General features: G+C 68.6%; 9 protein-coding genes and 1 pseudogene. 4 read left to right on the forward strand and 6 right to left on the reverse strand.

Going from position 1 to position 11,443, the window contains the following annotated elements:
- Window positions 1–67 precede the first annotated feature (67 nt).
- A complete protein-coding gene (locus tag BLS97_RS18740; protein ID WP_090478942.1) occupies window positions 68–610 on the forward strand; it encodes a putative immunity protein in 543 nt (180 codons plus the stop codon).
- Window positions 611–786: 176 nt separating this feature from the next.
- Here the strand turns inward: BLS97_RS18740 and BLS97_RS18745 are convergent, their stop codons facing one another.
- Window positions 787–1,428 carry an HAD-IA family hydrolase gene (locus BLS97_RS18745; RefSeq protein WP_157695530.1) on the reverse strand — a complete coding sequence of 214 codons (642 nt, stop codon included), beginning with the start codon at window positions 1,426–1,428 and terminating at the stop codon, window positions 787–789.
- Window positions 1,429–1,607: 179 nt separating this feature from the next.
- On the opposite strand from BLS97_RS18745, the pseudogene BLS97_RS24000 reads away from it, so the two are divergent.
- Window positions 1,608–2,528, forward strand: a pseudogene (locus BLS97_RS24000) (glycosyltransferase family 39 protein); the annotation flags it as partial.
- A 454-nt stretch (window positions 2,529–2,982) separates the two neighbouring features.
- Window positions 2,983–4,221, forward strand: a complete 1,239-nt coding sequence (locus BLS97_RS18755; protein WP_090478954.1) for an epoxide hydrolase family protein — start codon at window positions 2,983–2,985, stop codon at window positions 4,219–4,221.
- 71 nt (window positions 4,222–4,292) lie between these two features.
- Here BLS97_RS18755 and BLS97_RS18760 read toward each other — a convergent pair whose 3' ends face one another.
- The 5 genes from BLS97_RS18760 to BLS97_RS18780 form a co-directional block, all read right to left on the reverse strand.
- A complete protein-coding gene (locus BLS97_RS18760) occupies window positions 4,293–5,147 on the reverse strand; it encodes an ABC-2 transporter permease (protein ID WP_090478957.1) in 855 nt (284 codons plus the stop codon).
- Window positions 5,144–6,073 carry an ABC transporter ATP-binding protein gene (locus BLS97_RS18765; RefSeq protein WP_090478960.1) on the reverse strand — a complete coding sequence of 310 codons (930 nt, stop codon included), beginning with the start codon at window positions 6,071–6,073 and terminating at the stop codon, window positions 5,144–5,146. Before BLS97_RS18765 ends, BLS97_RS18760 begins: the two co-directional genes overlap by 4 nt.
- Window positions 6,074–6,165: 92 nt before the next feature.
- The gene (locus BLS97_RS18770) at window positions 6,166–6,852 is read right to left on the reverse strand and encodes a response regulator transcription factor (RefSeq protein ID WP_090478963.1); all 687 of its coding nucleotides are present in this window, start codon (window positions 6,850–6,852) and stop codon (window positions 6,166–6,168) included.
- Window positions 6,849–8,159 carry a sensor histidine kinase gene (locus tag BLS97_RS18775; protein WP_157695532.1) on the reverse strand — a complete coding sequence of 437 codons (1,311 nt, stop codon included), beginning with the start codon at window positions 8,157–8,159 and terminating at the stop codon, window positions 6,849–6,851. Before BLS97_RS18775 ends, BLS97_RS18770 begins: the two co-directional genes overlap by 4 nt.
- Window positions 8,160–8,246: 87 nt before the next feature.
- Window positions 8,247–9,851, reverse strand: coding sequence for a xylulokinase (locus tag BLS97_RS18780; RefSeq protein WP_090482631.1), 1,605 nt, complete (start codon window positions 9,849–9,851; stop codon window positions 8,247–8,249).
- A gap of 346 nt (window positions 9,852–10,197) precedes the next feature.
- Here BLS97_RS18780 and BLS97_RS18785 point away from each other — a divergent pair, with 346 nt between their 5' ends.
- Window positions 10,198–11,235 (forward strand): LacI family DNA-binding transcriptional regulator, encoded by a 1,038-nt coding sequence (locus tag BLS97_RS18785; protein ID WP_090478969.1) that lies wholly within the window; start codon window positions 10,198–10,200, stop codon window positions 11,233–11,235.
- Window positions 11,236–11,443: the final 208 nt, after the last annotated feature.

Consider the following 11,443-nt stretch of genomic DNA (forward strand, 5'->3'; position numbering starts at 1 on the left):
ACGGCGCATCATTGACATTCCGCGTCACTTGACGCGCAAGGGCATTGACGGCCGTGACAATAGATGCATGACCTCACCGAACGGCGGCGACTTCGACCTGACGATGGACGAGCTGCGAGCGGTGGTCCGCTTTGCGACCCACTGCGCGCAGAGCCTGCTTCCCGAGTTCGAGACGGAGGCCCCGGAGGACGCGCGGCCCCGGCAAGCACTCAACGCGGCGCGAGCGTTTGCCGACGGGGCTGTCCGGACGAATCTCCAACGAACGACCGCCGTCGCAGCACACCGAGCGGCCAAGGACATGTCCGCGGAAGTAGCGCAGCTGGCCGCTCTCGCTTGCGGCGACGCCGCGGCCGCCGCCTACCTTCACCCGATCGCAAGAGCAACGCAGGTCGGTCACATTCTCCGCGCCGCGGCCTGTGCTGCCCGAGTGGCCGAGCTGCGAGCGGCTACCCAGGGCGCGGCCGGGCGCCACGATATCGGCGCTCTCGCCGGGCGAGCCGAGTCCCCTGTTCCTGATGTGCTTCGACGATATCCGGCTGCACCGCAAGGAAGGTCCCGCCTGTCGCAGCTGATGAGCGCACTCGACGTCGCAATCAGGGATCGAGACTAGGACCCGCGACCGCTGGCAGCACCGGCTACCGAGCAGTGCGTCGTGCGTCACGCTGCACTTGCATGGCCCTACGATCAGCCTGCGCTGGCGCCACGCGCCGGTCACCTCGTCGGAGTCATCTCCGGGGCGATCCTGATGGGTCACGATCCGGACGTCCGCCCGACACCTCCGACCGCTCAGTAGGTGACGACGACACCCGTGCGGTCGGCCGAGAACTCGACCTCGCTCAGATCACGCACCGTCGCGACGCCGAGATCACCGTGATTGGTGGCGATCCCGATCACCGGGACCCCGGCGGCACGAGCGGAGGCGATTCCGGCCGGCGCGTCCTCGAAGGCCAGACAACGGGACGGCGGAAAGCCGACCTTCTCGGCACCCATGAGATACGGCGCCGGGTTCGGCTTTCCGACTGCTACGTCGTCCGCGGTGATCAGGTACCTGGGCATCGGCAAGCCCGCCGCCCGGATCCGCGATGTCGCCAGCCGGAGTCCGCCACTGGTGACGATCGCCCATCGGCTGGTCGGCAGGACGTCCCACGCGGCCACGGCACCGGGAATGGGCATCACATCGCCCGTGTCGCTGGATTCTGCTTCCACCATGAAGTGGTGCCAGTATTCGACGTCCTCGACGGGCATCTCCGGCCGCAACCGCGCGAGCACCTGGCGGACCGGAATGCCATGGATCCACGGCGCAACGTCCTCCCACGGCATCTCGATGCCGTCGGCCAGTTTGTGCCAGTTCCGCTCGACGCTGGCGGTGGAGTCGACGAGAGTGCCGTCGAGGTCGAACAACAACGCGGAGACGACGAGCTGGGTCATGCTGATCACCATGGCACACAACGGGACGACGCCCGATCCCCGCCGTGTCCGGACCCACGGGGTCAGCACCGGTCGGCACGGACGGCCCAGATCCAGGAACATCTCGCACTCGGCCTCTTGTGCCGCGCCGGTGGCCGGACATGGCCGATCGAAGGACTGATCCGGGGTATCTTCCGCCGATGACGTGGGACAAGTGGGGGGCGGGATCTCCGGCGGCGGCCGCCCCCGTGAAGCGAGCTCGGCGGGTGATTCTCCTGGTTGCAGTGCCGGTTCTAGTGTGCAAGTTGTGGCTCGCGGCCAACACCCTGGGATCCACGGACATTCTGTTCTGGGGTGACTTCGTCGATTGGGAGCGGCAGCACGGACCGGTGGGGATCTATGCGGTGACCTCGGGTCCGCTCTACAACCATCCGCCGCTGGTCGGCTACTACCTGTGGGTCGTCAATCTCCTGCAGTCGGCCGGTATCCCCTATCGGTTCACCATTCGTGCGGTGTCCAGCTTGGCCGATGTCGGTTCGGCCTATGTGGTGTTTGCCCTGTTGCGGCGTCGGCGGAGCCTGCGGGAGGCGACCTGGGCCGCAGCTTCGGTGGCGGCCAGTCCGGTGCTGTTCTGGGTGGCAGGGTTCCACGGCAATACGGATCCGGTGTTCACCTTCTTGACGTTCCTGGCCCTGTGGGTGCTCATCGACGGGCGGCGGCCGGGTTTGGCCGGTGCGGTGATCGCGGCGGCGGTGGGCGTGAAGATCATTCCGATGGTCGTGATTCCGGCACTGGCGGTCTATGCGTGGCGGACCCGTCGGGTGGACTTCTACCGGTTCGTGGGTCTGACGGGCGTGGTCCTGGTGTTGACCTGGGGCCCCGCTTTGATCGGCCAGTTCCATGCCGTGCTTCACGACGTGATCGGGTACGCCGGGACCGGCCCATCCGCATGGGGCATTCTGCAGCTGGGTCACTGGGTGGGCGATCCCTGGTGGGTGCGGTTCCTCGCTGGTCCGGGCCGCTCCCTGTCGGTGGTGATCGCCGCGGTCGTCCCGGCGATCGCGGTGTGGCGACGGCCGGTCACCGTCCTGCCTGCAGTCGCCTGGTCGTTGATCACCTTTCTGGTGCTGGCCGTGAGCTTCGGTGTGCAGTACTCGGTGTGGCCGCTGTTGGCGTGCTACATCATCGGGTTCGGTTGGGCCACCGTCTACAACATCGCCGGCGGGGTGGTGCTGACCCGGATCTACCACTACTGGGGCCACTTCGCCCGGGTGGCGCCCCCGGAGAACTTCCCGTTCCTGGCCTACCAGTCGATCGCGCGGCCGTGGACGCCGCGCGACGTCGTGGACCTGATGGTGTTGTGGGTGATCCTGGTGATCATCTGGATCCGCGGAACCATGGAGATCTTTCCCGGTGTCCGGGCCAGATTCCGGCGGCGATCACTCGCCGAGCGGACGGGACCTCGTCATGGCCGTTCGCCCGATGTAAGCCGACGAATTCTCGAGGCCGATCCCGCTGCTGCACACGCTGTCCCGCACGGGTCCGAACCGTCTCAGACCAGGAGAGGATTGCCGAATGGCTCCCGCCCCCGAGAACCTGACGCAGACGCCGATCGCCGTCCAAGACTCGGTTCTCGAGGATCTGCGAGCCCGCCTGCGGGCCACGAACTGGCCCGACGACACCGGGAACGAGGACGGGCGGTACGGCGTCCGTCGAACCCAGCTCCAGGATCTGGTGCAGTACTGGGCCGATGGCTACGACTGGCGGACCGCCGAGCGCGCCATGAACGCCTATGAGCACTACCGGGTCGACGTGTCGGGGGTCCGTGTCCACTTCATGCGCAAGCCGGGCGTGGGTCCCGCCCCCACCCCGCTGATCCTCAGTCACGGCTGGCCCTGGACCTTCTGGCACTGGTCGAAGGTCATCGACCGGCTCGCGGACCCGGCGGCGTTCGGCGGTGATCCCGCGGACGCCTTCGACGTCATCGTTCCGTCCCTGCCGGGATTCGGGTACTCGACCCCGACCCGGCCGGACATGAACTTCTGGAAGATCGCCGACGTCTGGCACGAGCTGATGACCCAGACCCTGGGCCACCGCCGGTATGCCGCGGCCGGCTGTGACGTCGGAGCTCTGATCGCTGGGCAACTCGGTCACAAGTACGCCGACGAGTTGTACGGCATCCACATCGGATCAGCGCTCAGGCTCGACTTCTTCACCGGCGACCGCGCCTGGGACTTCTCCGGCGGGCGACCCATCCCGCCGGAATGGCCGGACGGGCAGCGCCGGAGACTGATCGAGATCGAGCGGCGATTTGCGGTGCACCTCGCGGCCCACATGCTGGCTCCCAGCACACTGGCCTACGGTCTGGCCGACTCCCCCGCGGGCATGCTCGCCTGGATCCTGGAACGGTGGATGAACTGGTCCGACAACGGCGGCGACATCTTCTCGGTGTTCACCCGGGACGAGTTGCTGACCCACGCCACGATCTACTGGACCGGGAACTCGATCGGAAGTTCGATCCGCACCTACGCCAACAACAATCGCTACCCATGGGTTCCGTCGCACGATCGGATGCCCGTGGTGCAGGCCCCGACCGGGATCACCTTCGTCGACTACGAGAACCCGCCCGGGGTGACCACTTCGGAGGAACGCATCGCGTCCTTCCTGGCCGGCGACCGGGCTGCTTGGTACAACCACGTCAACATCAATGCCCACGCCGGGGGCGGTCACTTCATCCCGTGGGAGATCCCGGAACTGTGGACGTCCGACCTGATCAAGACCTTCCGGCCGTTGACCGGGCGGTCCCCGGCCTGACGCCGCCGTTGGTCCTCCGACGAAACCGGCGGCGCAGGAAGGGCTCTCCGTCCTGCGCCGCCGGGACCGGCCTAGTTGGCGTCGCTGCGGATCATCCGCAGCAGGGCCGCCCCGCCGAGCACCACCACGTAGGCCACCAGTAACAGCAGGGCCGGCCAGTAGTTCAGGTACTGGACGCTGTGCGTCACCGACGTCAGCGAGGTTCCGGCGCTGGACGGCAGATAGGGGCGGATGTCGTCCTGGATGCGGGTGGAGAACAATCCGAGGATGCCGGGCAGCAGGAAGAAGGCGGCCACCGCCACGGCGATGCCGGAAGCCGTGCTGCGCAACAGGAATCCCAGGGCCACCCCCAGCAGTCCGGTGCCGGTCAGGTAGACCGCGGCGCCGATCACCGCCTGCAGGACACCGGCGTCACCGAGCGAGACCCCCTTGCTGCCCAGGATGGCCTGGCCCGCGAAGAAGGCGATGAAGACCGCCACCAGTTCGACGATGAAGGTCACTCCACCGAAGACGGCCACTTTGGCCGCCAGGACCGGCCATCGCTTGGGTACCGCCGCCAGCGTCCCCCGGATCGACCCGGTGGAGTACTCCGAGGTCACCAGGAGCACACCGACGATCGCCACGATCAACTGGGCGAGTTGTACGCCGGCCAGCGAGATCCCGGTGGAGTCCGAACCGAGCCCCGAGCCGCCCCCGGGCCGGTTGGTACCGGCCGTGGTCAGATTGCCGGCCTTCACACTGGCGGCCAGGACGCCGATGCCGATCATCACCACAGCCGATGCGAGCAAAGTGATGACGATGGAGCGAACCGAACGCAGCTTGATCCACTCCGATCTGACCACCCGGGGGAAGGTGACCGCCAACTCGGATTTTTCAGCGGTCGAGGGCGCCCGTGTGGCGTCCGGCGCGGTCGTGACGGTGCTCATGCTGCGTGCTCCTGGGGGTGGGCCGAAGTGCCGTGGTACTGGACGGAATCGCCGGTCAGCTCCATGAAGGCGTCCTCCAACGATGCGCGCACGGGAGTGAGCTCGTGTAGCGGAATGCCTGCGGCAGCTGCCCTTTCGCCGATTTCGCGGGGCGTCACACCCACCACCTCCAGCGCGTCGTCGCCGTTATCGGTGATGGACACGCCGTCGCCGAGCAGCAGGGGTCGCAGGTCGCCGAGCCGGTCACTGCGCACGAGCACGCTGTTGCGGGCCGACTGCGCGGTGAAGTCGGCCAACGACACGTCGGCGATCAGCCGACCGCGACCGACGATGATCAGATGCTCTGCGGTGACGGCCATCTCGTTCATCAGGTGGGACGAGACGAAGACGGTGCGACCCTCGGCGGCGAGGTCCTGCAACAGGTAGCGGATCCACCGCACACCCTCGGGGTCGAGGCCGTTGACCGGCTCGTCCAGCATCACCACCGCCGGGTCACCGAGCAGTGCCGCGGCGATGCCGAGCCGCTGGCCCATTCCGAGGGAGAAGGCCCCGGCCCGCTTGCGGGCCACCTCGGTCAGTCCGACCAGTTCCAGTACCTCGTCCACCCGGCGAACCGAGATGCCGGTGGTGGCGGCCAGCCCCAGGAGATGGTCGCGAGCGGACCGCCCGGGGTGGACGCCCTTGGCCTCGAGGAGGGCGCCGACCTCGTGCAGGGGTGCCCGGTGGTCGGCCAGCGACTTGCCGTTGACCAAGGCATGGCCGGTGGTCGGGCGGTCCAGGCCCATGATCATCCGCATGGTGGTGGACTTGCCGGCCCCGTTGGGGCCGAGGAACCCGGTGACGATGCCGGGGCGAACGGTGAATTCGAGTGCATCGACGGCGAGGGTGTCGCCGTAACGCTTGGACAGGTTGACGACTTCGATCATGCATCCCAGTCAACCGTCCGACGCGGTCCGTGTCGTCGTCCGGTGGCGGACACTTACCGCTACTGCGGCGGCAGTACTTCCCTTGCCGCGGGTCAGGGTTCGCCCGCGTGCCTCACCGCCCCCGGCGCCACCAGCCCGGACTGATAGGCCAGCACGACCAGGGCCGCCCGATCCCGGACGCCCAGCTTCAGCATCGCCCGGTTGACGTGGGTCTTGGCCGTCAGGGGCGAGAGCACCAGGCTCGCGGCGATCTCCTCGTTGGACAGACCGGCCGCCACCAGGCCGACCACCTCCCGCTCCCGGACGGTGAGGGCCGCGAGCCGCTCCGGTTGGTGGCCCGACTGTTGCGGGCTGGCCAGGAACCGGCCGATCAGACTGCGGGTGGCCGCCGGTGAGAGCAGGGACTCACCGCGGGCGACCAGCCGGATGCCGTCCAGCAACTCGACGGGGGCCACGCCTTTGCCGAGGAAGCCGCTGGCTCCCGCGCGCAGCGCCCCGGCGACGTGCTCGTCCAGTTCGAACGTGGTCAGGATGAGGATTCTGGTATCCGAACAGCCGGAGTCGGCACAAATGGCCCGGGTCGCGGCGATGCCGTCGAGTTCGGGCATCCGCACATCCATCACGACCACGTCGGGATGGAGTTCTCGGGTGAGCGCGACCGCCTCCCGGCCGTCGGCCGCCTCGCCGACCACCTGCATGTCCGGGGCGCTGCCGATGATCGCGCGGAAGCCCCCGCGGATCAGGGCCTGGTCGTCGGCGATGAGCACGCGGATGGTCATCGCCGCCCCGCCCGCGTGACGGCGACCGGAGGCGCCGTCGATGGGGTGGCACGCGCCGGGCCGGCATCCGTCGGCCCGGCATCCGTCGGCCCGGGACCGGACGATTCGGGATCGGACGATTCGGGATCTGCGAGCGCCGAGGCCGGCAGCGCGGCGAAGACCCGGAACCCGCCGTCGGCGAGAAATCCGGTCTGCAACCGGCCGGCGACCGCGGCGCACCGCTCCCGCATGCCGGCCAGCCCGAACCCCGAACCGTCCTCCCCCGCCGCGGGGGCGGCGTTGTCGGGCGACGCGCCGTTGAGCACCAGCAGGATCACCTCGGACGGCCCGAATTCGATGGTGAGTTGCACCTGACTGCCGGGGGCGTGCTTCTGCGCGTTCGTCAGCGCCTCCTGCACCAGCCGGAAGGCGGCCTGGTCGACCGCGGGTGGAAGCCGGCGGGGTCGGCCGACGACCGTCGAGCGCACGTCCATACCGGAGGCGCGCACGGCATCGACCAGAGTTGCGATCCGGGCCAGACTTGGTGCGGGCTCCGTCGATTCGTCCTCCCCCTGACTGCGCAGCACGCCCAGCACGGTCCCGAGTTCGTCCAGGACCTGCCCGGCCGCCGTTCGGGCGTGCCCCAGCGCCGCTTCCGCGACGTCCGGATCGGCTCGGAGCAGATGGGCGGCCACGCCGGTCTGCACGTTGACCACCGCCATGTGGTGGGCCAGCGAATCGTGCAGATCGCGGGCGATCCGCAACCGCTCCTCCGCCACCCGGCGGGCCGCCTCGGTCTCCCTGGTGCGCTCGGCCCGGTCGGCTCGATCGACCAGCGCGGCGAGGTAGGCCCGGCGGTCCCGGACGGCGATCCCGGCCGCCGCGGCGAGCAGGGTCAGGATGATCAGGTTCAGGTTCTCCGCTCTCAGGCCGCCGAAGCCCTCCGCCACCAGCACCCTGACCAGAAGGGCGGCCGAGATCGATCCGCACAGGGTCAGCGACACCGCGGACCGGGTGCGTACCGCCACCGTCCAGGCCGCCAGCAGGATGGCACCGCCGGTGAACCCAGCGGGCAGCGAGAACGACAGTGTGACCAGAGTGATCACCGAGACCGCGAGCAGCGCCGGAATCGGCCATATTCGCCGAACGGTGACCAGCGCGACGCAGAGCACCGACGCCAGCGCACCCGCCGTGCCGACCTGATGGGTCGTCGCGTGCGGGCCGTACAGGGACGCGGAACTCGTGACGGAGACGGCAAGAAGACCCAACGCGGCGTCGCAGAGCAGCGGATGGCGGCGGCCCCAGCTCCACGCCGCATTACGGTTCACCTTGACACCGTAGTGCGCGTGGCTGTGGGTTCCCCTCGACCGGCCAGACACGACGCCCGGCCGGAGTGACTCCACGCCGACTCGGGGTCAGCTGTGCCGGACGGCGGCCTGCTCGATGGGCAGACCGGCAACGAAACGTCCCAGGAACTCGTCGAAGCCCGCTCGGTCGTCCGGATCCGGTTCGACGGTCTGCAGGGTCGTGGCGGCGAACACCTCATGCTGCAGGTATTCGGCCAGGCTCCGGCCCCGCCCCTGTGCGCCGAACGCGGCCAGCACGGCAATGCCCCAGGCTCCACCTTCGGTGGCGGTGGCGCTGACCGACACCGGCGTGTTGATGGCGGCGGCCAGTAGACGCTGGCCGACGCCCTCGGTGCGGAACAGCCCTCCGTGCGCGAACATGGCGCTGACGCCCACGTTCTCGGACTTCTGCAGGATGTCCATCCCGATCCGCAGGGTGGCCAGGGACGCGAAGATCTGGCTGCGCATGAAGTTGGCCAGGGTGAGCGAGCTTCCGGGCGTTCGCACCACCAGCGGCCGGCCTTCTTCCAGGTCGGTGATGGGTTCACCGGACAGGTAGTTGTAGGCCAGCAAGCCTCCGCAATCAGGATCGCCGGTGAGCGCGGAGCGCATCAACGCTTCGAAGACCGCCGACTTGTCGGCGGGCAGCCCGAGTGCGACGGTCAGCTCGGTGAACACCGATGCCCAGGCGTCCAGTTCGCTGGCCCCGTTGTTGCAGTGCACCATCGCCACCAGATCGCCCGCGGGGGTGGTGACCAGGTCCAGTTCGGGGTGTGCGCTTCGGAGCTTGTGCTCGAGCACGACCATGGCGAAGATGCTCGTCCCGGCGCTGACGTTGCCGGTGCGGGGGGCGACCGAGTTGGTGGCGACCATGCCGGTGCCGGCATCGCCCTCGGGGGGGCACATGGTCGCGCCGTCGGTCAGCGTCCCGGTCGGATCGAGAAGGCGAGCGCCGGCTGCGGAAAGGTGTCCGGCCGGAGCGCCGGCCGTGCGGACGGTCGGTAGCAGATCCCGGACGGGGCTCGACAGGCCGCGTGGTGCGGCCAGGTTGTCGAAGATGTCGAGCATGGTGGCGTCGTAGTCGCCGGTGGCGACATCGATGGGAAACATGCCGCTGGCGTCCCCGACTCCGATCACCTTCTCGCCGGTGAGCTGCCAGTGGACGTAGCCGGCCAGGGTGGTGAGATGGGCGATCCGACCGACGTGGGGCTCGCCGTCGATCAGCGCCTGGTACAGGTGGGCGATGCTCCAGCGGTGGGGGATGTTGTGGCCGAACCGGGCGCTGAGCTCTTCGGCGGCGTCGCCGGTGTTGGTGTTGCGCCAGGTCCGGAACGGGGTGAGCAACTCGTCGGCGGCCCCGAACGCGAGGTAGCCGTGCATCATCGCCGACACGCCCAGCGCGCCGACTCCGGTGAGTTCGACGCCGTAGCTCGTGCGTACCTCGGTCAGCAGCTCGGCGACGCAGTGCTGCAGTCCGGTCCAGACCGCGTCCAGGGAATAGGTCCAGAGGCCGTCGCGATACTCGTTCTCCCAGGAGTGTCCGCTGACGGCGATCGTCTCGTGGTCCGGACCGATCAGCACGGCCTTGATGCGCGTCGAGCCGAGTTCGATCCCCAACGACGTACGCCGCTGCGTGATCGCATCGCGGGTGCCCGCCGTGAGTGCTTCTGCCATCGAGTTGTCCTTTGCCGGGAGCGGAACCAGATCGAGCCGGTTCGGAGTTGACCGCAGAATAGGTCGTCGTCCGCCGACCGTCGCGGGCACCCGGGCCCGATGCCCTTCCTCGAGGACGTCCGACTCGTCGGCGATCCGTCGCCGCCGGTGGGCGGTCATTTCCGATTTCGTCGGGACGGGCCATAATCGAACCGGTTGCGGGGAAGATGTCGAACCGGTTCGATGAGTGTAGGTGCACCCGGGCGACCGGGCAAATCAGACACACCGCAGGATCCGCTGCGCACAGCGTCTGCGGTGGGCCCGACCCTTGTAGGGTCGAGACAGCGACGAGCGGAAGGATCCTGAGATGAACATCGGTCATATCGCGCAGCAGGCCGGGGTCTCTCGGAGCACCGTCAGCTACGTCCTGAGTGGCAAGCGGCAGATCGGCGCGGCCACCCGGGCCAGGGTGATGGCCATCATCGATCAGGCCAACTACCGGCCCAGTGCGACCGCCCGGGCCCTGTCCAACGGCTCCACCCGGACCCTGGCCCTGGCGGTCCCCCGACTGCACCACCATCTCAGTATCGAGATCATGCAGTTCGTCGGCGCGATCGCCGAGGCCGCCGCCGAGGACGAGTTCGACACCCTCCTGTCGCCCAGTGGCGGCGGGGAGCGGCAGTCCGCCCTAGAGCGGTTGGTGATGGAGCGGCGGGTCGACGGGATCATCCTGATGGAGACCTTGATTTCCGACCCGCGGGTGGAAATGCTGATGGCTCAAGGCTTCCCGTTCATCACGATCGGCCGGGCCGGACACGACACGGAACACGACTGGGTCGACACCAACTACGAGGGTCTGGTCCGGGAGGCCGTCGAACGGCTGGCCGCTCAGGGGCACCGCCACATCGCGCTGGTCAACCGGCCGCAGGAGATGCTGGACAAGGGCTACTGCCTGTCGGTCAACGCCAAGGCAGGGTTCGAGGCGGCCTGCGCCGACCTGGGCCTCCACGGGGTGATGGCCTGTTGCGACGAGGATGACGGCGCGGGCGAACAGAGCCTGCGGCAGATCCTGGACCTGGACCCCAAGGTAACCGGGGTGGTCAGCGTTAACGACCGGTCGTTAGCCGCCCTGATGGATGCCCTGGCGGCCGACGGCCGATCTGTCCCCGACGACATGTCGGTCATCGCGGTGGCCCCGCCGCGGGTCGCCGCCCGCACCAGCCCGCCCGTGACGGCCGCGGACGTGCCCGCGGCGCCAATGGCGGCCAAGGCCGTCCAGACCCTGCTGGCTCGTATCGGCGATGTCGAGACCGAACCGGTCCGTGAACTGTTCAGCACGCCATTCGTCGATCGCGGCAGTGTCGGGCCGGCAAAGCGGCCCGCTGCCCGGAACCGGCGTCGCTAGCCGCCCGTCGGGAATTCCGCTCGCGTCGCTCTTGTGTCGGAGATGACAGTGGACTAACGTCACGTCACGTCCGTCGAACCGGTTCGACAGGGATCGAGGATTGGCGTCGAGAAAGGCGCAGGTCCGGTCGATTGCCTGTTTGACGGCGCAATCACAATTCCACCCCGGGAAGGATCAACGTGGCTCGCTCCTCCAACACCCGACGTAC

This window comes from Nakamurella panacisegetis (genome assembly GCF_900104535.1).
GTDB lineage: Bacteria > Actinomycetota > Actinomycetes > Mycobacteriales > Nakamurellaceae > Nakamurella > Nakamurella panacisegetis.

What these genes read in the sequence shown, in the direction of transcription:
- BLS97_RS18780 (WP_090482631.1), bottom strand. Translation starts at nt 9,851, where the DNA reads ATGGCAGAAGCACTCACGGCGGGCACCCGCGATGCGATCACGCAGCGG.
- BLS97_RS18740 (WP_090478942.1), top strand. Translation starts at nt 68, where the DNA reads ATGACCTCACCGAACGGCGGCGACTTCGACCTGACGATGGACGAGCTG.
- BLS97_RS18745 (WP_157695530.1), bottom strand. Translation starts at nt 1,428, where the DNA reads ATGACCCAGCTCGTCGTCTCCGCGTTGTTGTTCGACCTCGACGGCACT.
- BLS97_RS18785 (WP_090478969.1), top strand. Translation starts at nt 10,198, where the DNA reads ATGAACATCGGTCATATCGCGCAGCAGGCCGGGGTCTCTCGGAGCACC.
- BLS97_RS18755 (WP_090478954.1), top strand. Translation starts at nt 2,983, where the DNA reads ATGGCTCCCGCCCCCGAGAACCTGACGCAGACGCCGATCGCCGTCCAA.
- BLS97_RS18765 (WP_090478960.1), bottom strand. Translation starts at nt 6,073, where the DNA reads ATGATCGAAGTCGTCAACCTGTCCAAGCGTTACGGCGACACCCTCGCC.
- BLS97_RS18760 (WP_090478957.1), bottom strand. Translation starts at nt 5,147, where the DNA reads ATGAGCACCGTCACGACCGCGCCGGACGCCACACGGGCGCCCTCGACC.
- BLS97_RS18770 (WP_090478963.1), bottom strand. Translation starts at nt 6,852, where the DNA reads ATGACCATCCGCGTGCTCATCGCCGACGACCAGGCCCTGATCCGCGGG.